At 72.8% G+C, this 22,496-nt stretch carries 16 protein-coding genes; 9 read left to right on the top strand and 7 right to left on the bottom strand.

Annotated features, from left to right (window positions below; translation table 11 throughout):
- Positions 1 to 225 precede the first annotated feature (225 nt).
- Complete coding sequence (locus E0504_RS28440) at positions 226 to 462, top strand: hypothetical protein (RefSeq protein WP_018504030.1); 237 nt, start codon at positions 226 to 228, stop codon at positions 460 to 462.
- Between the two features lie 52 nt (positions 463 to 514).
- Here E0504_RS28440 and E0504_RS28435 read toward each other — a convergent pair whose 3' ends face one another.
- On the bottom strand, positions 515 to 880 hold the full coding sequence (locus E0504_RS28435) for a DUF6458 family protein (RefSeq protein WP_235014220.1): 366 nt from the start codon (positions 878 to 880) through the stop codon (positions 515 to 517).
- Between the two features lie 212 nt (positions 881 to 1,092).
- Entirely contained in the window at positions 1,093 to 2,922 is a 1,830-nt protein-coding gene (locus tag E0504_RS28430; protein WP_112107283.1) for an acyl-CoA dehydrogenase, read from the bottom strand.
- Positions 2,923 to 3,089: 167 nt separating this feature from the next.
- Here E0504_RS28430 and E0504_RS28425 point away from each other — a divergent pair, with 167 nt between their 5' ends.
- Positions 3,090 to 6,419: a patatin-like protein gene (locus tag E0504_RS28425; protein WP_112107285.1), complete on the top strand. Its 3,330-nt coding sequence runs from the start codon at positions 3,090 to 3,092 to the stop codon at positions 6,417 to 6,419.
- Positions 6,420 to 6,487: 68 nt separating this feature from the next.
- Here the strand turns inward: E0504_RS28425 and E0504_RS28420 are convergent, their stop codons facing one another.
- Together E0504_RS28420 and E0504_RS28415 are read right to left on the bottom strand one after the other, a co-directional pair.
- Positions 6,488 to 7,315, bottom strand: coding sequence for a hypothetical protein (locus tag E0504_RS28420; protein ID WP_243657653.1), 828 nt, complete (start codon positions 7,313 to 7,315; stop codon positions 6,488 to 6,490).
- Positions 7,316 to 7,757: 442 nt separating this feature from the next.
- A complete protein-coding gene (locus E0504_RS28415) occupies positions 7,758 to 8,375 on the bottom strand; it encodes a nitroreductase (protein WP_112107289.1) in 618 nt (205 codons plus the stop codon).
- A 274-nt stretch (positions 8,376 to 8,649) separates the two neighbouring features.
- Between E0504_RS28415 and E0504_RS28410 the strand changes: the two genes are divergently transcribed.
- The 4 genes from E0504_RS28410 to E0504_RS28395 all read left to right on the top strand — a co-directional run bounded on the left by E0504_RS28410 (position 8,650) and on the right by E0504_RS28395 (position 14,285).
- Complete coding sequence (locus E0504_RS28410) at positions 8,650 to 9,105, top strand: MarR family winged helix-turn-helix transcriptional regulator (protein WP_112107292.1); 456 nt, start codon at positions 8,650 to 8,652, stop codon at positions 9,103 to 9,105.
- Between the two features lie 124 nt (positions 9,106 to 9,229).
- Positions 9,230 to 10,246 (top strand): ABC transporter ATP-binding protein, encoded by a 1,017-nt coding sequence (locus tag E0504_RS28405; RefSeq protein ID WP_112107302.1) that lies wholly within the window; start codon positions 9,230 to 9,232, stop codon positions 10,244 to 10,246.
- Positions 10,243 to 11,019, top strand: coding sequence for an ABC transporter permease (locus E0504_RS28400; RefSeq protein WP_235014223.1), 777 nt, complete (start codon positions 10,243 to 10,245; stop codon positions 11,017 to 11,019). The genes E0504_RS28405 and E0504_RS28400 overlap by 4 nt, the downstream gene beginning before the upstream one ends.
- Before the next feature lie 104 nt (positions 11,020 to 11,123).
- Positions 11,124 to 14,285, top strand: coding sequence for an adenylate/guanylate cyclase domain-containing protein (locus E0504_RS28395; protein WP_131626121.1), 3,162 nt, complete (start codon positions 11,124 to 11,126; stop codon positions 14,283 to 14,285).
- 27 nt (positions 14,286 to 14,312) lie between these two features.
- Here E0504_RS28395 and E0504_RS28390 read toward each other — a convergent pair whose 3' ends face one another.
- Together E0504_RS28390 and E0504_RS28385 are read right to left on the bottom strand one after the other, a co-directional pair.
- On the bottom strand, positions 14,313 to 15,290 hold the full coding sequence (locus E0504_RS28390) for a polysaccharide lyase (protein WP_131626120.1): 978 nt from the start codon (positions 15,288 to 15,290) through the stop codon (positions 14,313 to 14,315).
- On the bottom strand, positions 15,287 to 16,684 hold the full coding sequence (locus E0504_RS28385; RefSeq protein WP_112107296.1) for a UDP-glucose/GDP-mannose dehydrogenase family protein: 1,398 nt from the start codon (positions 16,682 to 16,684) through the stop codon (positions 15,287 to 15,289). The genes E0504_RS28390 and E0504_RS28385 overlap by 4 nt, the downstream gene beginning before the upstream one ends.
- Positions 16,685 to 17,052: 368 nt before the next feature.
- On the opposite strand from E0504_RS28385, the gene E0504_RS28380 reads away from it, so the two are divergent.
- From E0504_RS28380 to E0504_RS28370, 3 genes are read left to right on the top strand one after another with little or no spacing between them, the layout of a single operon-like run.
- Positions 17,053 to 18,333: a glycosyltransferase family 2 protein gene (locus E0504_RS28380; protein ID WP_131626119.1), complete on the top strand. Its 1,281-nt coding sequence runs from the start codon at positions 17,053 to 17,055 to the stop codon at positions 18,331 to 18,333.
- Positions 18,330 to 20,912, top strand: coding sequence for a right-handed parallel beta-helix repeat-containing protein (locus E0504_RS28375; protein WP_235014225.1), 2,583 nt, complete (start codon positions 18,330 to 18,332; stop codon positions 20,910 to 20,912). The genes E0504_RS28380 and E0504_RS28375 overlap by 4 nt, the downstream gene beginning before the upstream one ends.
- A gap of 38 nt (positions 20,913 to 20,950) precedes the next feature.
- Positions 20,951 to 22,045 (top strand): hypothetical protein, encoded by a 1,095-nt coding sequence (locus E0504_RS28370; RefSeq protein ID WP_243657652.1) that lies wholly within the window; start codon positions 20,951 to 20,953, stop codon positions 22,043 to 22,045.
- Positions 22,046 to 22,078: 33 nt separating this feature from the next.
- Here the strand turns inward: E0504_RS28370 and E0504_RS28365 are convergent, their stop codons facing one another.
- Entirely contained in the window at positions 22,079 to 22,402 is a 324-nt protein-coding gene (locus E0504_RS28365; protein WP_241831719.1) for a hypothetical protein, read from the bottom strand.
- Positions 22,403 to 22,496 lie beyond the last annotated feature (94 nt).

The following is a 22,496-nucleotide window of genomic DNA, read 5'->3' as shown; positions in this document are numbered from 1 at the left end:
ACAACGACTCGAGCCTCGACGGGACGTCCGGCCGCGGCTTGGAGTGAGCTTTTGGTGGGGCTTCCGGCCGGCTGGTTGATCGGGGCGAACTACGCAGTTCGCCACATACACCCCCCGGGAACAACGGACGCATAGGGGTGCACAACGGAGACAGGTGTCCTGCCTGGTACGGTTGCGCCTCACACCCGGCATCCGGCTCAACTTCCACCACGAAGAGGTGAACGCATGACGCGCGTGGAGGCTCTGCAGGCCGCCGACGAGTTCGTCGCGAAGGTTCTGACCTCCGCCAGCACCAGCGGCCGGTTCAACGGGGCGCTCAACCTGGCCGAGCGCGTGGACCTCACGCTGCGGGTCGCCCGGTTCCTTCTCGAGGGCCAGTCGTCCTCCGAGGCCGACGACCTGCTCAAGCGGGACATGCGCAACGAGCTCGACCAGGCGTTCCCGCCGCTGCGCACCACCTGAGCCAGCCGGCCCCTACCTGGATCCGGGCCCGTACCGGGATGCCCGCATGTCGTCACCTGCCGTCGGACGACTGCAGCGGCCGGTGCGGCACACCGCGCTCGTGGCCGGTCTCGGGGCGCTCGTGGCCGGTCTCGGGGCGGACGGGATCCTGGTGGGACGGGGCCTCGATCTGCATGGACGGGTCGACCAGCACGGTGTCGTCCACGCTGATCGGAGGCGCGGCGCCGTGCTCGATCGACTCCTCGACGATCTTCCGGCGCCACTGATCGCGGTAGAGCGTGACGCCCAGGCCCACGATGCTCACGATCATGAGGATCACCCCGACCGCCGTGAGGTCGAGGCCGGACGGTTCGGAACGGACGGCGAAGGCGAGCACGGCACCCAGTGCGAAGAGGAGAAGGCTCAGCGGGGTTCCCATACGGCTCGTCTACCCCAGATCGGACACCGTAGAACCACGATCGGCACATCTCCACGACGGAGCGCGACCCTGGTCGCCGCGGGTAGCCACAACTCCACGCGAACCAGCCCGGACAAAGATCCTCCCGGGGCCGCGCCGACACGACCGCGGCCCCGGGAGGATCACACTGGCTGGACCGATCCGACCAGGCTGAAACGAGCTGGGACGAACGGTCAGAACGCCGCTTCGGACATCTCCATCAGCCCGAGACCGGTGCCCTCCAGCACCGTCCGGCGTGTGCGCAGCTCCGGCAGGATGTTGGCCGCGAACCAGCGCGCGGCCGCGATCTTGCCCTCGTAGAACGCCCGGTCGCGCTCGGACGGGGAGCCGTCCAGCCCACGTAGCGCCGTGTCGGCACCGCGCAGCAGCAGCCAGCCGACGACGAGGTCGCCGATGCTCATCAGCAGCCGCGTGGTGTTCAGCCCGACCCGGTAGACCTGGGACTTGTCCTGGGCGGTGGCGGTGAGGAACCCGACCATCGAACCGACCATGGCCTGGCACTCGTCGAGCGCCGCGCCCAGCGACTCCCGCTCCGCGCGGAGCGCGCCGTTGCCCGCCTCGCCCTTCACGAACTCCTGGACCTGCGTGAACAGAGTGGTCAGCGCCCGACCCTTGTCCCGGACGATCTTCCGGAAGAAGAGGTCCTGGCCCTGGATGGAAGTCGTGCCCTCGTACAGGGTGTCGATCTTCGCGTCGCGGATGTACTGCTCGATCGGGTAGTCCTGCAGGTATCCGGAACCGCCGAGGACCTGCAGCGAGCTCGCCAGCAGTTCGTAGGAGCGCTCCGAGCCGAATCCCTTCACGATCGGGAGCAGCAGGTCGTTCATCCGCACCGCGTTGTCGTCCGCCTCGCCGCGGGCCGCCGCCAGCGTGACGGCGTCCTGGAAGGTAGCGGTGTACAGCACGAGGGCACGCATCCCCTCCGCGTAGGCCTTCTGCTGCATGAGCATCCGGCGCACGTCGGGATGGTTGATGATGGCCACCCGGGGCGCGGTCTTGTCCGACGCCCGGGTCAGGTCGGCGCCCTGGATCCGCTCGCGGGCGAAGGCCAGCGCGTTGAGGTACCCGGTGGACAACGTGGCGATCGCCTTCGTGCCGACCATCATCCGGGCGTACTCGATGACCCGGAACATCTGCGCGATGCCGTCGTGGACGTCGCCGACGAGCCATCCGACGGCCGGCTCGCGCTCGCCGAAGCGCATCTCGCAGGTGGTCGAGACCTTCAGGCCCATCTTCTTCTCGAGGTTCGTGACGTAGGCGCCGTTACGGGCACCCGGCTCACCGGTCCCGGGGTCGGGCAGGTACTTGGGCACCACGAACATCGACAGGCCCTTGGTGCCGGGGCCGTGCCCCTCCGGGCGGGCGAGCACCAGGTGGAGGATGTTCTCCGGGATGTCCCAGTCACCGCTGGTGATGAACCGCTTCACACCCTCGATGTGCCAGGTCCCGTCCGGCTGCTCGACGGCCCGCGTCCGGCCGGCTCCGACGTCGGAGCCGGCGTCCGGCTCGGTCAGCACCATGGTCGCGCCCCAGTGCCGCTCGATGGCCCAGTTCGCGATCTTCTTCTGCCATGGCGTGCCGATGCCCTCGAGGATCGCGGCGAACGTCGGCCCGGCCATGTACAGAAACACCCCCGGGTTCGCCCCGAGGAGCAGCTCGGACGCCGCCCAGGCGATGGTCGGCGGGGCACCCATGCCGCCCAGGTGCGGCGGGACGTAGAGCCGCCACCACTCGCCCTCCTGCGCCGCCGCGAAGGACTTGCGGAACGACTCGGGCAGCGTGACGGTGCCGGTGGCGGGGTCGAGTGTCGGCGGGTGCCGGTCGGCGTCCTCGAAGGACTCGGCGATCGGCCCGACGGCGACCCGCTCCAACTCGGCGAGCACCTCATGCGCTGTGTCGCGGTCCATCTCCGCGAAGGGCCCGGTCCCGAGCGTCCGGTCCACGCCGAACACCTCGAACAGGTTGAACTCGATGTCGCGGAGATTGCTCCGGTAGTGCCCCATGGACGGCTCCTCCCCTCCGGCTCACCGCATGATCATCGGCGGCGCGGGCGTAGTTACTCGCTGGTAGGTCATGCCCCATGCTACCCGTGAGTAACCAAGGTTCCAGGTGATCCGCCGACGAAAGCCGCATCCGTTCGGAGTCGGGCGGAAAGTACGTCGAGTCAGTAATGTCCGGCACGTTTAGTCTTGCGGCCATGACGGAGGGCAGGGCGGCGGTCGCCGACGAGTCCGACGACGGGTCGACCCAGGAGGTCCGGCTCGCGGTCGTGATGACCGGCGGCGCGAGCCTGGCGGTGTGGATGGGCGGCGTCGCCCGGGAGATCAACCTCCTGACCGGCGCCTCCGCACACCGCGACCGCGCCGCGGGTGACGGTCACGTCGGCGTGGCCGGGACCGGAGACCAGGGCCTGTCTGCCGCCGACGCGGCGGCCGCGTCCCGCTGGGCGGCGCTACTGGAGATCCTCGACGTCGAGGTGTCGGTGGACGTCCTGGCCGGGGCCTCTGCGGGTGGGATCAACGCGGCGCTGCTCGGCTACGCCAACGCCCACGACGCCGACCTGGGCCCGCTGCGCGATCTGTGGATCACGCTGGGATCACTGCGCGAGCTGATGCGACGCCCGGGCGAGCGGAGCTTCCCGTCGCTGCTGCGCGGCGACGCCGTGATGCTGCCCGCCCTGCAGACCGCGCTGCGCAGCCTCGAGCCCCCGTCCCGAAGCGGTCACACCGCCGAGGCGAGGCGCGCCAGATCCGCGCGGACGGTTCGCCCGACCTCGGTGTTCATCACGACCACGATCCTGCGCGGCGAGTCGGCGCGCTGGTCGGACGACCTCGGCGGCATCGTCCGCGACCTCGACCACCGCGGCCTGTTCGTCTTCGGCGAGGACGACCTGACCGACCCCGAGGCGGCCAACCGCCTGGCGCTTGCCGCCCGGGCCAGCGCGGCCTTCCCCGGTGCCTTCGAGCCGGCCTACATTCCCGTCCAAAGCTCGCCCGACGCGGACCATCCCGACATGGCCGACTACGTCAACGCGGCCAGCGGCTTCTACGGCTCCGACGGCGGCATCCTGGTGAACCGCCCGATCGGGCCGGCCCTGCAAGAGATCTTCGACCGGCCGGCGCACGGGCGGCAGGTCCGCCGCGTGCTCGCCTACGTGGTGCCCGCGCCCAACCCGCCGGACGACCCCACGCCGAGCCGAGACGACGGGTCGACGCCGACAGTCTCCGACACGCTGCTCGGCGCCCTGGGCGCGGCGCTGAACCAGTCGATCGCGAGCGACCTGCGGCGCATCAGGGACCACAACGAGGCGGTACGCGGCGTCCGCGCGAGCCGGCGCGGGCTGTTCCGCCTCGCCCCGGCCGGCGGCCCCCGCCTCGCCGACGAGGCAATCTACGAGGCCTACCGCCACCGCGAGGCCGAACGCGCCGCGGACGTCGTCCTGAGCACGCTGGACCGGATCGTCACCGACACGAACGCCGACACGAACATCGGCGCGGACGTCGGCGCGGACGCGGCGACGCTGCTCGCGGACCCGGCCGGACGGACGGACCTGCGGGCCGCGGCGGTCGCGGCCGCGTTGGCGGAGTTCCCGGACCGGCTGCCCGGCCCGGACGACCTCGGTGACCTTTGGCGGCTGGGCCGCCCCGCGGTGGACGCCGCCAAGGGCATCCTGATTTCGATGATCAACGAGGCCTACCTCCTGTCGACCGGCCCGGACGACCGGGTGGCGCTGGCGACGCTGGCCCGGGAGGTGCACGCGGCGGTCGTCGCGCCCCGCGAGCAGGCCGGAGCACAGCTGCTCCCGCTCCCGTCGACGCCGGCGAACCGGGGCGGCTTCACCGTCGTCCGCCACACCCTGCGCGACCTGGCGGGGGCGTCGTCCGCCGCCGTGGTGGCCGAGGCGACCCGCCGCTGGCTACGCGGCGCCGGCGACGAGGAGACCAGCCGGACCGACCTCACGCTCGCCTGGAGCACGCTGGGCTCGGTCACCGAGAACCTGCGCGGTCTTCTGACCGGCGTCCTCGCCCGCTCAGCACCATCGCGGACGGCCACAACCGACCGCGCGGACAGGCCCGGCCACGGGGACGGGGAGCACGGGGGTCGACACGAGCGGGACGGGCAGGACGAGGACCGGCCCTTCGGGCCCGCGGCGCTGATCGCGCCAGGGCCGCGCACCCACACGAACGGGCTGAGCCTCGCCGGGCGGCGCCGGGTCGCCACCCGCACCCTGCGGGACTTCGTCGGCTACCTCCCCACCCGGCGCTCGCGGGCCGCGCTGGCCCTGCTCGACCTGCACCTGGTCACCCACGCCCTGACCGGCGGGGACGTCGTCGACCAGCCGGTGGAGCTGGTCCAGGTGAGCGCGGACATCCGCTGCGATCTGGACCCGTCACGGGCGAGCGCCGACCGGAAGCTGACCGGGCTCCAACTCGGCAACTTCGGCGCGTTCGCGAAGTCGTCCTGGCGGGCCAGCGACTGGATGTGGGGCCGGTTGGACGGCGCCGCCTGGCTGGCCCGCATCCTGCTCGACCCCCGGCGGCTGGTCCACTTACGCGATGCCGCCGCGCCGGGCGCGGAACCGCCCGACAGCACCGCGACCTGGCTCACCGAATTCGTGGAGCTGCTGGCGACGGTCGCCGCGGGCCCCGTCACCGCGGACGTCCTCGACGAGCTCGCCTGGCTCGACGACCCGGACGCGGCCGTGCCGGCCGCCCTGCCCGAGACCGCGGCCTGGGTCGCCGCCGGGATCCAACGCGAGATCGCCGCCGGCGAGCTGACCAGCGTCGCCGACGCCGTCCGGGCGGACATCGCCGGTGCCCGGGTCGGCTCCGCGCCCACCCGGGAGTTCCTCGACGCGATGGCGCCCGGCCCGGCCCAGCTCGATCCCGCCGACGCCGCCCGGGTGCTGCGGGCGTGCCGCGTCTCGGACGAGCGGCTGACCGATCGGGCCAACAGCCCGATCCTCGCCATCACGGTCGCCCAGGTGCTGGCGGTCCTCACCGGGTGGCTGGCGTCGCTGCGCGCGCTGCCGCGGCCGCTGCGTCCGGCGGTCGCGGCGGTGCGCGCCATCGCCCGCGTCGCCTACGCGCTGGTGGACGACGTGACGCGCGGCCGGCGCCGGGCGACGATCGCCCTCGGCACGGTGCTGCTCGCCGCCGGACTCGCGGGCGCGCTCATCCTGTCCGGCCCGATGGGCGGCGTGGGGCTGCTGGTGGCCGTGACGGGGCTGCTGCTGATCAGCCTCACGGGCTGGCGGGTGCTGCCCGCGGGGCTGGCCGTCGTGGGCGTGGCGGGGCTGGCGGTGGTGGCCGCGGCGGGGGTGATCCCGGTCGTGGGTGACCATCTCTTCCCCTGGCTACACGACGACGCGGTGCCCTACCTGGCCGATCATCCCTGGGCATGGGCGGCCGTCTTCGGCCTGCTGATGCTCCCGCCGGTGTGGTCACTCGCCGAACTCCTGCGCCCGCGGCGGCGGAGCCGACACCGGCCGGCAAGCTGACGCCAGCCAGCCAGCCAGCGAACCGGCTCGGTCCGGCGAACTGGCACCGACCGGCGAGCTGACCGCGGTCAGGAGACGTCCGCCCAGCGCATCCCGCCGTCGGGCTCACGCAGGCAGGTGACCGGACGGCCGTCGGCACCCGGGACGATCTGCCCCGCGTCGGCGGGCTCGCACTCGCTGCCCGGCTCGGGCCGTGACCGGGTGGACTGCGCCGGAGCCTCCGGCGACCACCGGCCGGAGACGGCCGACCCGGTACCGGCTTCGCCGGGCACGCAGTAGAGAACCAGCCCGTTGACGGCGACGGCGGGCTCCTCATCACGCCCCGGGACGCAGGCCTCGCCCAGGAACACCGGCGACGGCGCCACCGACGGCAGGTCGGGCACGACCGGGCCGGTGGGCTCCGCGGACTGCGCGTCCGGGCTGGTCTGCGCCTCCGGGCCGGCCGGCGTGCTCGGGCCGGTCCCCGCCTGCGGGTTGGAACCCGGCGCACCGGCGCCCGCCGAAGCCGAGCCGGTGCTCCCCGGCCCGCCCGCCGCGGAGTCCGCGCCGGGAGTGCCCGCACCGGCCGTGGTCTGACCGTCACCCGCCGACCCGGCGTCCTCGCCGGAGCCCGCGGACGAGGACGAACCCGCTCCCGGTGGCTGCGGGGCCGCGGCCACCGCCGGCTCGGGCCGGGTGGTCGTCGTGTCACTCCCCGCCTCGCCGCAACCGGCGAGCGCGGCAGCGAGGGCCGCACCGACGATCACCACACGAAGACCGGCACGTGAGAGAACGGTGGAGCGAACCGGGCCGTCGAAGTTGTTCCGATGTAGCGAATCGAGGGCGGTGGGGGCACCCCGAAAGTGCCCCGACGAGGTGCCGCGGGAGGCCACGCCAAACGGACGATCACCGGTCACGGCATCCCTCCCCTCGCAGGTCCGGCCCACAGCCTCGATCCAGCTTAGGTAGCCGCTGGCACCGAATGCGGCCAGTTGACCGGAACGGGCGCCGGGCGGCGGCCGGAACGGGCCGGTTGTCCGGGCCCGAGACCGTCGTCCCGTTGCTGCTGGCTAGTGGTCTGGATGTGATTCCAGGCCGGGTGATCGGCGCTCTCCCGGAAGCTCCTCCATCCGGCTCGGATCGGCGCGGGCGTCCGACCGCGGGGGTGTCCTACCCCACTGAGGCCCACATTCCTCCTACGGGTGCCGACGAGTCCGCCATCCCGGGGTGCCGACCCGTGTCTCCTGGTGCCGTGTCTCCTGGTGCCATGTCTTCTGGTGCCGCCGGGGCCGGGCGGCCCGGGCGGGCCGGGTGGGAGAGCCCGGACGATCGCCCGCGTACCAGCCGGCGGGCCGGTCATTAGGCGTCGACGGGGACGGGCTGGGCCGCCCACTCGACCGGGGCGAGCTGGCCGCCCGTGGTCAGCTCGGAGGCCACCGCGGACAGGGCGACCGGCTCACGCGGCGGCAGCGGGATGGCGTCCGAGAGCGTCCCCAGCTCCACCCAGCCGAGCAGCTCCTCGCCGCCCGTCAGGCCGAACACCGCGCGGACCTGGTCACTGTCGGGCAGCGGCGTCGACTTCCACGCCGAGGCGACTCCCTGGGCGTGCGCGGCGAGGCAGAGGTTCTGCGCCGCGGCAGCGGCGGACGCGTCCTGCTCGGCGCGGGGGACGCGCGCGCCGGGCACCCGGGAGGCGATCACGGCGATGAGGACCGGCGAGCGGGTCGCCTTGCCCGCGGCCTTACGGATGACCGGTTCGGCCAGGCCGCCGACCGCCTCGGCCGCCGCGGTGATGGCGTTCGCCAGCACCTCGCGGGCTTCGCCGCGCACCACCACGAACCGCCACGGGCGCAGCATCTTGTGGTCCGGCGCGGTGGTCGCGGCGGCGAGCATGACGGCGAGCTGTTCGTCGGTGGGGCCGGGCTCCACGAGCCGGGTCGCGGTGCGTCGGGTCATCAGGCAGTCGAGGGCGTCCACAGCAGCTCCATTCGGTTCGGGTTCGCGTCCGCGCGTTTGCAATTTGATCTAATTTGGCCAGGATCGACCCGGATCGGCGCCGCACACGCCAGGTTCCCGATCGTTCACTTTCCGCAGACGAACTCTTCCCATTTCACTGAGGTTCCCTCATAATAGATGAGGCTCAGAAATCCGGGCTGCCGGCCGCGCACCTCCGGCAGCCCGCACCACCAGCAGCTGCGCACCGCGTGCAGCCGTGCAGCCGTGCACCGCCAGCAGAGAGGACGGCCGGCCCATGCCCCCACCCGACACCGGCGACGAGGTCGTCGACCTCATCCTCGCCCTCGGCCACCAGGTCAGGCGCGGGGTCAACGAGTCGCTGCGGGCCGGCGCCGGCCTGACCCTGCCCCGACTCAAGGTCCTGCGGCTCGTCGCGGAGACCGGCCCCCTGCGGCTGCGGGACCTGGCGAGCGCCGTCTCCGTGGCACCCCGGACGATGACCGAGACAGTGGACGGGCTGGAGGCCGACGGCCTCGTGCGCCGCCAGATCGACCCGGCCGACCGCCGCGCGATCCTGCTGGAGCTGACGCCGGAGGGAAAGACCACACTGGAGGCCGGGCGTGCCTGCGCGTCGGCCGCCGTCCGACGCTTCACCGACGGGTTGTCGGCGGACGATCGGGCCACTCTGGGCCGGCTCCTGGCGCAGGTGCGGGACAACGCGGCTGCCGTTAACACGGTGCCGTTACCGTGAGGTGAGCACCTGGGCGCGCCAACCCGAGGAGGCCACGGTAACCGGAGCTCTCACGGTGGGTGAAACCCCGCGCCGCGGCGGCGACCGCCCCACCAGCGGCCGGGCCGGCGGCGCGCGCCCCGCTGTGGCCAGCGAGCCCGGCGCCTGGCCCAGTGCCGGCACCGGCACCGCGCCGGCGGTGGTGGACGTCCACCGGCTGACGAAGCGGTACGGGCGAGTGGAAGCACTGCGTGATGTCTCGTTCACCGTGCCCGCCGGGACGGTGACCGGGTTCCTCGGTGCCAACGGGTCGGGCAAGACGACGACGCTGCGAATTCTGCTGGGCATGGTGGCCGCCACCGACGGGCACGCCCTGATCAACGGTCGGCCGTACCGCGAGCTGCCCGCCCCGGCCCGCACAGTCGGTGCCGTGCTCGAGCCGGCGGCGCACCCGGCCCGCACCGGGCGCAACCACCTTCGCTGCCTGGCGCTGCCGCTCGGCCTGCCCCGGCGGCGGCGCGGCCCGGCCGTGGACGAGGCGCTGGCCGCCGTCGACCTCACCGCCGCCGCCGACCGCCCGGTCGGCACCTACTCGCTGGGGATGCGCGGGCGGCTCGCCATCGCCGGCGCCCTGCTCGGGGATCCCGAGCTGCTCGTCCTGGACGAACCGGCGAACGGGCTGGACCCGGACGGCATCCGCTGGCTGCGCCGGTTCCTGCGCTCGTGGGCGGCGAGCGGCCGCAGCGCGCTGCTGTCCAGCCACGTGCTCGCCGAGGTCACCCAGACGGTCGACCACGTCGTCATCGTCGACCGCGGCCAGGTGGTGCTGGCCGCGCCCGCCACCGAGGTGGGCCGCGGGCACGTCGAGGTCCGCACCCCGGAGGCGGACCGGCTCGCAGAGCTGCTGCGCCCCGAGGACGTCGTCCGGACCGGTCCCGACGGCCTGCGCCTGCCACACGGCCTCGCCGAGCAGGTCGGACGGCTCTGCGCGGCCCACGGGATCCCGCTCGTCGAGCTGCACACGACCGGCCCCGACCTGGAGCGGACGTTCTTCGACCTGACCAGCCGGGCCGACGACGAGACGCACGGCGGGGCCGACGACGAGACACACACCGGGGCCGGCGGCGGGGCGCGCGAGCGGGCCGGAGGCGGGTGGCGGTGACCGAGGCCCGCCCGACCGTCGAGGTCGTCCGCCGTTCCGGCCGCTCCCGCGGGCGCCGGGGCACGGGGCCGGGCACGGGCCGGCTGGTCGCCACCGAGCTACTCAAGATCACAACGGGGCGGTGGCAGCTCGTCGGCCTCTGCGTCGCACTGGCGGTCCACGTCCCGCTGCTGCTGCTGTGGGGTGCCCAGGCCGAACCGCTTGTCGCCTGGAACAGCCTGCGCTCGCGCTCGGGGTTCCTGCTCGCCTACGCGATGATGTTCTTCGGGGTGATCCTGGTGACCGGCGAGTACCGGTACCGCACGGTCACCCACACCTGGCTGCTCACCCCGCGGCGGTCCCGGGTGCTGGGCGCCCAGGTGCTCACCGTGCTCGCCATCGGCGCCGTGCTGAGCACGGCGACGTTCGCCGCCTGGTGGGCGCGCGGGGCGGCCCGCCATGGCGCGCCGGCGATGCGCGCGGACCGGCCGGCGGAGTTGCTGTCGGCCTATGTGATCGTGGTCCTCATGGTGTGCGCGGCCGGGGTGGCCGGAGTGGGGGTGGGGACGCTGACCCGCGGCTCGCCCGCGGCCGCCGGCGCCATCGCCCTGTCCGGGCTGGCCGAGGCCGTGCTCGACGGGGCCCGCTTCCACGGCCCGGCGACCGCACCGTTGGGCGTCCTGCTCTGGCCCACCAGCGAGACACATGTCTCGTCCCTGCTCGCCGCGATCTCGTGGGCGGTGGTTCTCACCGCCGCCGCGAGCGCCTCACTGCACCGGGACCTGCCATCCTGAACAAGGGACCAACCGAATCCGTGATGTGGCATAGGTCACTGCCGGCGCGGCGCGTGTCCCCATCCCCTGCCGCGCCGCACCGCGATCGGCCTACGATCCCGCACATGGTGCCGTGCCCGACATGCGCGGAGGAGAACCCGAAGCGAGCGCGCTTCTGCTCCGAGTGCGGGAACCCGCTGCCCGTCGCGGGCAATGGGTCGCGCAAGACAGTGACCATCATGTTCGTCGACATAACCGGTTCGACGGACATCGGTGAGAAGATCGACTCCGAGCCGCTGCAGCAGGTCATGTGGCGGTTCTTCACGACCGTGCGCGAGGTCATCCACGCCCATGGCGGCACGGTCGAGAAGTTCATCGGGGACGCGGTGTTCGCCGTGTTCGGTATCCCGGTGCTGCACGAGGATGACGCGCTGCGCGCCGTGCGGGCCAGCCTGGACATCCGCGCGGCGATGGAGGAGCTCAACGCCGACCTCCAGCGCGAGTGGGGCCTGCGGCTGCGGGTGCGCATCGGCATCAACACCGGCGAGGTGACCGTCGCCGGCGGCGGCGCGACCGGCGACCCGGTGAACGTCGCCTCCCGGCTGGAGGAGGCGGCGCCACCCGACGAGATCCTCATCGGTGACAGCACGTACCGGTTCATCCGGCACAGCGTCACCGTCAGCTCGGTGGGCCCGCTGGTCGTGCAGGGCAAGCGGGAGCCGGTGCGGGCGCACCGCCTGATCGGGCTGGTCGACCCGACCGCGGGCCCGGGCAGCCGGGCCCCCACCCAGGGCTTCGCGGCGCCGGTGATCGGCCGAAACCGGGAGCGCCGCCGCCTCCAGGACGCCTTCGAGGCCGTCGTCGAGGAGCGGACCTGCCACCTGTTCACCGTGCTCGGCCCGGCCGGCATCGGGAAGTCGCGGATGGTCGGCGAGTTCTGCCAGGCCACCGCGTCGCGCGCCACCGTGCTCACCGGCCGCTGCCTGTCCTACGGCGAGGGCATCGCCTACTGGCCGCTGATGGAGATGGTGCGCCAGGCCACCGGCATGTCCGCCGACGAGAGCGCGCCGGACGGCCGCCTGCGCCTCAAGGAACTGCTGGCGGACGTCCCGCAGGCCGCCGAGGTGGTCGACGCGCTCGCCCCGCTGGTCGGACTCGGCGGCGCGGAGCTGGGCACCCAGGAGAGCTTCTGGGCGGTCCGCACCTTCTTCCAGGCCCTGGCCGAGAAGCGCCCGCTGGTGCTGTGGTTCGACGACGTCCACTGGGCCGAGCCGACCCTGCTGGACCTGATCGAGCACGTCGCCGACTGGTCACGGGACGCGCCGATCCTGCTGCTGTGCCTGTCCCGCCCGGAGCTGCTGGAGGACCGGCGCGAGTGGGGCGGCGGCAAGTTGAACGCCACGTCGATGCTGCTGGCGCCGCTCACCGAGGCACGCTGCCACCGGCTGATCCGCACCCTGATGGGCTCGGACGACCTCGACCCCGCGCTCGTCTCGCGGATCACCACCTCGGCGGCGGGCAACCCGCTGTTCGTCGAGCAGATGGTCGCCGCGCTGGTCGACGACGGACTGCTGCGCCGGGAGGGCTCCCGCTGGATCGCCACCGGGAACCTGCGCGGGGTCACGGTGCCGCCGACGATCTCCGCGCTGCTGGCCGCCCGACTCGACCGCCTCGAGCCCCCGGAGCGCCGGGTGCTCGAGCGTGCCGCCGTGGTCGGCGAGCGGTTCTACCTGGACGCCGTCGCCGAGCTCTCCGACCCGGCCGAGCGCCCGTACGTCACGGAGCACTGCCTGTCACTGGTCCGCAAGGAGCTCGTCCACCCGGACCGCTCGGACCTGCCCGGCGTCGACGCCTACCGGTTCCTGCACGTCCTGCTGCGCGACTGCGCGTACCAGGCGACGTCCAAGCGCCAACGCGCCGACCTGCACCAGCGTTTCGCCGGCTGGTTGCAGGCGCGGATGGTCGGCGGGCCGGGTGAGCACGACGAGCTGGTGGGCTACCACCTCGAGCAGGCCTACCGTTACCGGGTCGAGCTCGGGCAGCGCGACAACGAGATGATCGAACTCGGCCGGGCGGCGGCCACCTGCCTGATCGAGGCGGCAGACCGCGTCCGCCAGGGTGACGAGACCGGCGCCGCCCAGCTCCTCAAACGCGCGATCACGCTGCTGCCGGAGACCGACCCGCTGCGGCTGCGGGCTGAGATCGACCTCGGCTGGGCGCTGTACTCCTTCGGCCGCCTCTCCGACGCCGAGCGCATCCTGCGGCAGGTCACCGAGCGGGCGCGGCGCGCCGGCGAGGACGGCCTGCGGGCGCACGCCCGGCTCGCCCAGCTGCGGGTGCTGTTCGCGACCGACCCCGAGGGCCTGGTCGCCAGCACGCTCACCGAGGCCACGGCGGCGCTGGCCGCGTTCGTCCGGGACGGTGACGACGTCGGCGCGGCCGGCCAGTTCGCGGCCGCGGAGAAGGCCATGGAGACCGCGGTGCGCCACGCCGAGGAGTCCGGGGTGCCCAGGGCCGCGCACTCGCTGCGGCGCGAGCAGGTCCTGCTGCTGAGCCTCGTGCCGCGCCCGGTGCCCTACGCGATCGCGAAGGCGACCAGGGCGCTGGAGGCGGCCGGCGACGACCGCGGCCTGCGTCGGGCGGTGCTCGCGCAGCTCGCGCTGCTCAACGCCATGTCCGGTGACCTGGAGGCGGCGCGCACCCACCTCAAGGATGCCGAGGAGATCGTCGGGGACATCCGCGGCGCCCGCACGGACCCGTTCCACAGCGGCTTCGTGGTGGCCCGCGTGGCGCTGCTCGCCGACGAGCCGGAGATCGCCGAGCGCGAGCTGCGCCGCAGCTGCCGCCAGCTCTCCCGGATGGGCGAGCGCGCGCACCTGGCCACCCGGGCCGCCCTGCTGTCGGACGTGCTGGTCCGGCGCGGCAAGCTGGAGGAGGCGCAGAAGTACGTCAACCGGTGCCGGGACGCCGCCGCCGGCGACCAGCTCCCCGCCCAGGCGGGCTGGTGCTCGGTGCACGCCAAGCTGCTGGCGATCTCCGGGCGGGACGCCGAGGCGCTGCGCTTCGCCGACACCGCGTGCGACCTGGCCGGCCGCACCGACGACATCGACGGGCAGGGCAACGCGCTGCTCGCCCGCGCCGAGGTGCTCTACCGGGCCGGGCGCAAGGACGACGCCGCCGAGAGCCTGGAGGCGGCCAGCGCCCGGTTCCTGCAGAAGGGGAACCGGGCGGCGGCGGCCACCAGCCGACGGCTGTTCGAGACCCTCGACGCCGAGCGCTTCGGCTGACCGGACCGGCTCAGGTCTGGAGCCGGCTCAGGTCGCCTCGGGTTTCGGGAGCGGGTTGAGCCGCGCGGTGCCGTAGGTGAACCCGGCCAGGTCCATGGTCTGCGGCGAGGGCGGCGCGAACGAGGTCCCGCCGTCGCCGAAGGTCGCTGTGACGAGAATCCCACCGATGCGCAGGTCGTTGGAGATCCTCGGGTTGAAGCTCTGCTCCTTGTGGACGAGCTGACCGTCCAGCCAGACGAGCAGGACGCCGTCCGCGAAGCCTTCGAAGTTGAGCTTGACGCCCTGCTCCACACAGATCCAGCGGCCGGCCGGCCAGTGCCACGCGCCTTTGCCGATCACATTGATCGGGTGATCGGTGCGCGCGGTGTTCGCATAGACGATTCCTTCGTCACCGTCCCGCCACGCAAAACGGGTCGCCAATCCGCTTCGCAACGTTTCCGTGCGCTGACGGTTCTTGACGATGGTGCCGAAGAATCCCGGCAGGCGACCGCCCTTACCAAAGGCGAAACCCTCCGGGAACCGCAGGTAGTAACGCATGTACAACTCGTAGGGTGATCTCAGGGTGTGATCGACGAAGACCTGCGTCCCGCCGTACGTGGGCCCGTCGCCGTAGATTCTGGCGTCCGCGGGGTTCATCGCGTCAACCGGAAGTGAGATTCGCAGGAATTTCGGGAAGCGCGGATCGTCCGATGCCATGATCTCCGCCCGGTCCAGCCCGAAGCTCGACCGGCTCCGGGCCACCAGGTCCTTGCCGAAGAACTCCTTCGCCGCGGCCGGGTCCGCGAGGGTGCGCCGCGCGGCGGCGGTGGTCGCGGGCGCGGCGACGGGCGCCGCCGTGTCCGGCGGCAGGATCTCACTGGCCGGGTCGAACGGCTGGTCGTCGGAGACCAGGCCGCAGCCGGTCCCCGCCAGCGCGAACGCGCCAAGGGACGAGGCGAGCAGGGCCCGCCTCGTCCAGCCGCGCCGGTCCGGACCGGCCTCCCCCGGCCTGCCCGGACCGCTCATACGTTGGGGCGGCCGAGCGCGTGGTAGATCCAGCCGGCGGCCCGCCACCGCTGCGGGTCGAGGGTGTTGCGGCCGTCGATGATGACCGGGCGACGCACCAGCGACGTCAGCAGCGACGGCTCGATCTCGCGGAAGTCGGCCCACTCGGTGAGATGCAGCACGACGTCGGCGTCGGTGACCGCCTCGGAGACGCCCGAGGCGTAGCGCAGGTCGGGGAACTTGCGGGCGGCGTTCGCCATGGCCGCGGGGTCGTAGACCGTCACGCGGGCACCCGCCTTGCGCAGCGCGTCGGCGACGTCGAGCGCCGGCGAGTCGCGGATGTCGTCGCTGTTCGGCTTGAACGCGGCCCCGAGCACGGCGACCCGCCGCCCGGCCGCACCGCCGCCGAGCAGGTGGATGGCCAGCTCCACCGTCCGGCTGCGGCGGCGCAGGTTGACGCGGTCGACCTCGCTCAGGAAGCCGAGCGCCGGGCCGGCGCCCATCTCCTCGGCGCGTGCCTGGAAGGCGCGGATGTCCTTGGGCAGGCAGCCGCCACCGAAGCCGAGGCCCGCGCCGAGGAACCGCCCGCCGATCCGGGTGTCGTAGGCGAGGGCCGAGGCCAGGGTCTTGACGTCGGCGCCCGCCACCTCGCAGACCTCGGACATCGCGTTGATGAAGGAGATCTTCGTGGCGAGGAACGCGTTCGCCGCCACCTTGACCAGCTCGGCGGTGGCGAAGTCGGCGACGACCGCCGGCGTGCCGGCGGCCAGCGCGGTCGCGTACACCTCCCGCAGCCTGGCCTCGACCCGGACCCGGCGCCCGGTGTGGTCGCCCCGGTCGGTGCGGTCGGCCACGCCGTACCACTCGTCGTCGGCGGGCAGGCCGAAGACCAGCCGGTCCGGGCGCAGGGTGTCCTCGACGGCGAAGCCCTCCCGCAGGAACTCCGGGTTCCACGCGAGATCGACCTCGGGTGCCTCCCGGGCGAGCCAGTCGGCGAGGCGCACGGCCGTCCCCGCGGGGACGGTCGACTTGCCCACCAGCAGGGAACCGGCCTTCGGCTGGGCGGCGAGGAGCCGCTCGACGGCGCCGTCGACGTAGCTCATGTCGGCCGCGCCCGAGTCCGCGCGCTGCGGGGTGCCCACGCACAGGAAATGCACGTCCGCGCTCGCCGCGTCGGCGAAGGAGGTCGTGAAGGCCAGGCGGCCGGTCTCGAGGTTCTTGCGCAGGAGCTCCTCGAGGCCCGGCTCGAAGAAGGGCACCTCGCCGCCGGCGAGCCGGCGCACCTTGTCCTGGTCGACGTCGACGCCGACAACATCGAAACCCAGCTCGCTCATGCAGATCGCGTGCGTCGCCCCGAGATATCCGGTGCCAATAACGCTGATCCGGAGCGGGCTCCCCGCTTCTGGTGTGCTCATTGTGTGTATCCCCCCACTCAACGTCGGGCTGCAAGGCCGCGGAGCGCATTGTGGACCGCTCGCGTTTCCGGGAGATGAGGCGGGGTGCCGGGGCTGGGCGGACGCCGCGACAGGTAGCCGGTTGACTACCTAACGTTGACGGTTTGTCGTTACCGGTGCCCGGGTACAGTGATCAGTTACGCCCTGTCCCGACCACTGCTAATGTCTGCTTCGTCTATCAATGGATAGACATCAGCGACCACCGGCGGGGGTGCGGTGGGGACCTGAACCATCCGGCTGGCGCGCCGGATGGTTCGTACACGTCCCAACACGCTTCCCCATGACCCTGGCGTTCTCGGTGGCCTGCAGCTGGGGGGGCAACACACAAGATGGAGTGGTTCGGCGTCGCGATCGATTTCGTTCGCGATCATCGATCTCTGGTCCCGATCGGGATCGCGGGCGTTGTCTCCTGGGTGGTGTGGCTCACTCGCCGCCTGCTCTCCACCCGGTACCGCCCCGTCCGGAACAACTTCCGAGCCAGCACCTCGGTGATCGTTCCCTCGTTCCGGGAAGACCCCGACGTCCTCATCCGGTGCCTGGAGACCTGGCTCTCCCAGCAGCCGGACGAGATCATCATCATCCCGGACGTGGAGGACACCGAGCTCATCGCGAGGCTCGCCCAGCGCGCCGACCCGACGGTCCGCGTGATCCCGTTCGTCCACGAGGGCAAGCGCTCGGCGCTCGGGGTCGGACTGTCCGCGGCGACCAAGGACATCGTCGTACTCTGCGACTCCGACACCGCGTGGGAGCCGGGACTGCTCGCCGCGGTGCAGATGCCGTTCGTCGACCCGCAGGTCGGCGGGGTCGGAACCCGGCAGAACGTCTACGAGCCGCGCAGCAGCGTGTGGCGGCGGGTCGCGAACTGGCTCGTCGACATCCGCTACCTCGACTACGTGCCGGCGCAGGGCCGGGTCGGCGCCGTCGCCTGCCTGTCCGGGCGCACGGCGGCCTACCGGCGCTCGGCGATCCTGCCCGTGCTGCACAACCTGGAGCACGAGTTCTTCCTCGGCCGGCGGTGCATCGCCGGTGACGACGGCCGGCTGACCTGGCTGGTGCTCGCGTCCGGCTACAAGACCATGCACCAGCACACGGCGCACGCGATGTCGATGTTCCCCGACAACCTGCGGGCCTTCATCAAGCAGCGGGTGCGCTGGAGCCGGAACTCCTACCGGACCTACCTGACAGCCATCTACAAGGGCTGGCTGTGGCGGCAGCCGCTGATCACCCAGGTCAGCGTGCTGCAGATCGTGCTGACGCCGGTGACCATGGGTGTCGCGATGACCTACTTCGTGCTGTGGATGTTCCGGCCGGAGGCGAACGCCCCGATCATCGCGATCGCCTGGCTGCTGCTCGGGCGGTTCATCCGCGGGCTCTCCCACCTCAAGGAGCACCCGCGGGACGTCTTCATCCTCCCGCTCACCGTGTTGATGATCATCGTCGTCGCGCTGCCCATCAAGACCTGGGCGTTCGTGTCGATGAACAAGCAGGGCTGGCTGACCCGGCGCTCCGACCTCATCGGCGGGGAGGGCCAGACCGACGCCTCCACGCGAACCAGCCCGGCCGCGAGCCCCCGCCCGGCGACGGCGACCGCGACGGGTGGTACCCGATGAGGCCCCCGCACCTGGCCGGATCGCCGTTCCCGGTCGGCCGCCCGGTCACCGCGCGGGTCCCGTCCTGGATACGGCGGGCGGCGCTGACCACCCTCGCGGCGGCCGCGATCGGGGGCGGTGGCCTGCTGACGGCCGTCCCCGCGCACGCCGAACCGGTGGCGCCGCTGCCCCCGGTCAGCTCGGCGGACGCGAAGAAGCAGTCGAACCTCGTCGACGCCGAGGACATCCGGCTGCGCTCGATGTTCGAACGTTTCGGGGTACTGACCGCGCCGACGCTCGTCGAGGTCGCGGGCAGCCTGCCCACCCTGCTGCTGCCGGCGCGCCAGGCCCCCTACACCGCGGGGGACGTCGTCGCGGCCGGCGGCGGGCGCCGCGAGGTGGACGGCGCCGTGCTGTTCACCGCGAACGTGCTGGTCGGCCCGCAGGCCCGGCTCGTGATCGATCCCAGCGTGACCGCGTTGCGCCTGGCCAGCGGCGCGTCCGGGTTCGCCTCGGTCGCCACCTGGCGCGGCGGGCTGGAGTTCGCCGGGCGGTCCCCGGAGCAGCCGCTGACCGTCGTCGGATGGGACGTTCAGAACCTCGAGCCGGACAAGCTCACCGTGGACGGCCGCGCCTACATCCGCACCATGGGCGGCGAGCTGATCATGCGCAACACCAGCGCCAACCACCTCGGCTTCTGGAACGGCCGGACCGGCGGCGTGGCCTGGACGGGAAGCAAGGGCGAGCCGAGCACGGGCGGCGCGGCGAACTCGACCCTGAGCGACAACATCTACGGCGCGTACGTCTCCGGCAGCGAGGGCATCCAGATGGTCGGTGTGCGCCTCACCGACAACGAGCGCTCCGGCCTGGCCGTGCACCGCGACGCCATCACCACGCTCGTGTCCGGGGTGACGGCGGCCCGCAACCACGGCGACGGCATGACCATCGACCGTGCCTCGGGCTCCCGGGTGATGCGCAGCACCGTGAATGACAACAGCGGCGACGGCATCTCGCTGGACGGCCGTGGCCTCGGCGTGGTCGCCACCGCGACCGGAGTCCAGGTCAACCAGATCAAGGACACCCTGATCGAGGAGAACACCGTCTCCGGCAACGGCCGGTACGGCATCCGGGTCGTCGGCGGCGAGAACACCGTCGTCCGCACTAACACGATCAGCGGCGGCCAGCTCGGCATCGTCGTCAAGAGCGGCGCCAACGGCACCCAGATCACAGGGAACAAGGTGACGGGGGCGGAGGAGGCCGGCATCCAGATCGGCCCGGACGCCCGCCGCACCGCCATCGTCGACAACAAACTCGCCGACGGCCGCCTCGGCGTGATCACCCAGGACGCCCTCACCACCATCGTCAGCCGCAACCAGGTGAGCGGCGCCACCGACTTCGCCATCACGCTGCGTGGCGTCTCGGACGGCAGCACGATCCAGCACAACACCCTCGCCGGCGAGGGCTGGCGCGCGGTCGACACCCGCAAGGCGGTCGGGATCAACCCGCGCGACGTGCACAGCAACAACTCCGACGCCTGGGTGTCACGCGAGCCGAAGCACTGGTACACGCTGATCCGCCGCCATCCCGCCCTCATCGTGTGGGGCCTGGTGGCGCTGTTCCCGCTCGCCGGCTGGTGGGCGCGGCGGCGGGCCCGGCGCCGTCCGCCGCAGCACCCCTACCCCGAGTCCGAGCTGCTGGTCCGCCGCCTGACCGGGGGCACGATGCGCCCCGATCCCGCCTTCTCCGGCATCCCCGACCAGCGGACGGAGTCCTCGGCGGTCCATTCGCCCGCGGGCACCGCACTTCCCCGGGTGCCCGCGGAGCGCTACCCCACGCCGGGCCGAGTGCGGCCGACCCCGGCCAGGGCTGACGCGGGCGTCCTGGCCCCCGCGGCACCCGTGCTCACCGCGGCGAGCCCGGCGGGGGCTGCCCTGGACGTCCAGCCAGCCCCCGGCGGTCGGGCCAGGCCTGGCTCCCGCCGCCGCGCCGGCGCGGCGGAGCCGGGTCGATCCCCGGCACGGCCACGGTCCGCGACGGCCGGCTCCGGCGACACGGCCGCGCTCCGTACGGGTGGCGCCGGTACCGGTCACTCCGGTACCGGCGACCTTGACGGCGACCGCAGTGGCACCGACGACGTCGGCGCCGCTCTGTCGCCGGCCGCGACACTGACTCCGGCCGCCGCGCCGATCAGCGAGGACGCCCACCCGACCCTGCGCGGCCTGCGTTTCTACCGCACCCCCCGGGACCTGTCGGTCGGACCGGACATGTCGGCGGGAGAGGTCACGACCGAGATCACGACACGGCCGTTCGACGGCGCCGACCACCTCGCCGGTCCCGCCCAGTGGCCGCGCGCCGAATGGGAGCAGGCGCCGGAGCCGGACCCCTACTGGTCCGGCAACCAGGGCCCGGACGGCCAGTGGTCGGACGGGCGGATCACCAGTGCCCCGATCCCCGACACCCGCCAGCCGATGGCGGATCACGGCGCCCAGCCGGCGATGTCCGGGCCCGGTCCGGACGCCGACGGGAACCTCGAGATCATCGATCCGGTGGGCACGGCGCCAGGTCGCCGCCGCCGTTCCAAAGGGGGAAACAACAGGTGAGGACCATCTCGCCGGGACGATCCCGGCGACGAGCCGCGGTGCTGCTGACGGCCGGCACGCTCGCGGCGGCGTCGGTCGCCCTGACCGCCTGCGGCTCCGGCGGCGGCGGTGCAGGCCCGCAGCCCAGCGCCACGCCGTCCGCCGGCACCGGGACGGCCGCCCCGTCCAGCGCCCCGGCGACCGCGGCCGCCGACCCGTTCGCGACGGCAGCGCCCGTCGCCGCGGAGCGGCCGGTCGCGTGCCCTGCCGGCGGGACCACCGTCAACAACGGCGGTGACCTGCGCAGCGCCCTGTCCGCGGCGAAGCCGGGGGCGATCATCCGGATGACGGACGGCGTCTACACCGGGGGCTACAAGCTGGCCGCCTCGGGCACCGAGGCCGCGCCGATCTGGCTGTGCGGCTCGCCCAAGGCCGTCCTCGACGGCGAGGACGACACGGACTACGTACTGCACCTGGACGGCGCGTCCTGGGTACGGGTGGTCGGCTTCACCGTGCGCAACGGCCAGAAGGGCGTGATGGCGGACCGCGTCCAGCACTCGATCATCGCCCAGCTGCAGGTGAACACGATCGGCGACGAGGCGATCCACCTGCGCACGGCGAGCTCGGACAACCTGGTCGTCGGCAACGTCATCCGCGACACCGGGAACCGGCGGGAGAAGTTCGGCGAGGGCGTCTACGTCGGGAGCGCGCACAGCAACTGGTGCAAGTACACCGACTGCGGGCCCGACCGCAGCGACCGCAACTCGGTCATCGGCAACGACATCGCCGGCACGACCTCGGAGAACATCGACATCAAGGAGGGCACGAGCGGCGGGGTGATCCGCGGGAACACCCTGTCGTCGGACTCCCTCGCCGAGGCCGACTCGTGGATTGACATCAAGGGCAACGGCTGGCTGATCGAGGACAACACCGGCATCGGCGGCGGCACTCTGGAGGACGGTTTCCAGACCCACGTCGAGCAGGAGAACTGGGGCCGGCAGAACACCTTCCGCCGCAACCGGCTCCCGGTGAACGCCAAGGGCTACGGCGTCTACATCCACGAGGGTGCCGACGCCCAGAACATCGTCAGCTGCGACAACCAGGTCAGCGGGGCGTCATCGGGGCCGTCCAACATCGACTGCTCATCCGCCTGACGCGGGGCGCGCGCCAGATCCAGCAGGTCCGGCTCAGGGCACCATTGCCCTGAGCCGGACCTGTTCCTGCAGCCAGTAGAGCTCCTGCGCCCACAGGCGGAGCCGGGCGACCGCCGTGAGCTGCGCCAACAGCGCCCGGGCGACGACCGGCCTGGCCAGATTCTGCGGCGACTCCGGCGGCCACTGCCAGTCGGCGGCGTCCTGGGCCGCACGCCGGTAGGCCGCTCCACGCAACGCGACCTCCGCCAGGGCGAAATCCACCTGCTCGGTGACCATCGCGAGGCGGGCGCGCATGTCCTCGGTACTGACGGTCGGACCTCCCCCGCCGGCGGAGAGATCGGCGCGTCGCACAGACATGGTGAAGGAAGGGTACGAGGAGTTGGGCTGGGAGCACAGCACCGGATAGCCCACACTCTGGCGACCTGACGCACCGGGTGGGTGATTACCCGGC

It is taken from the genome of Parafrankia sp. BMG5.11, assembly GCF_004337455.1.
Note: the sequence above shows the minus strand (reverse complement) of the source record. Positions and strands in the feature narration are given on the sequence as shown.

What these genes read in the sequence shown, in the direction of transcription:
- E0504_RS28425 (WP_112107285.1), top strand. Translation starts at nt 3,090, where the DNA reads ATGTCCGGCACGTTTAGTCTTGCGGCCATGACGGAGGGCAGGGCGGCG.
- E0504_RS28385 (WP_112107296.1), bottom strand. Translation starts at nt 16,684, where the DNA reads ATGAGCACACCAGAAGCGGGGAGCCCGCTCCGGATCAGCGTTATTGGC.
- E0504_RS28390 (WP_131626120.1), bottom strand. Translation starts at nt 15,290, where the DNA reads ATGAGCGGTCCGGGCAGGCCGGGGGAGGCCGGTCCGGACCGGCGCGGC.
- E0504_RS28430 (WP_112107283.1), bottom strand. Translation starts at nt 2,922, where the DNA reads ATGGGGCACTACCGGAGCAATCTCCGCGACATCGAGTTCAACCTGTTC.
- E0504_RS28380 (WP_131626119.1), top strand. Translation starts at nt 17,053, where the DNA reads ATGGAGTGGTTCGGCGTCGCGATCGATTTCGTTCGCGATCATCGATCT.
- E0504_RS28435 (WP_235014220.1), bottom strand. Translation starts at nt 880, where the DNA reads ATGGGAACCCCGCTGAGCCTTCTCCTCTTCGCACTGGGTGCCGTGCTC.
- E0504_RS28375 (WP_235014225.1), top strand. Translation starts at nt 18,330, where the DNA reads ATGAGGCCCCCGCACCTGGCCGGATCGCCGTTCCCGGTCGGCCGCCCG.
- E0504_RS28365 (WP_241831719.1), bottom strand. Translation starts at nt 22,402, where the DNA reads ATGTCTGTGCGACGCGCCGATCTCTCCGCCGGCGGGGGAGGTCCGACC.
- E0504_RS28410 (WP_112107292.1), top strand. Translation starts at nt 8,650, where the DNA reads ATGCCCCCACCCGACACCGGCGACGAGGTCGTCGACCTCATCCTCGCC.
- E0504_RS28440 (WP_018504030.1), top strand. Translation starts at nt 226, where the DNA reads ATGACGCGCGTGGAGGCTCTGCAGGCCGCCGACGAGTTCGTCGCGAAG.
- E0504_RS28395 (WP_131626121.1), top strand. Translation starts at nt 11,124, where the DNA reads ATGGTGCCGTGCCCGACATGCGCGGAGGAGAACCCGAAGCGAGCGCGC.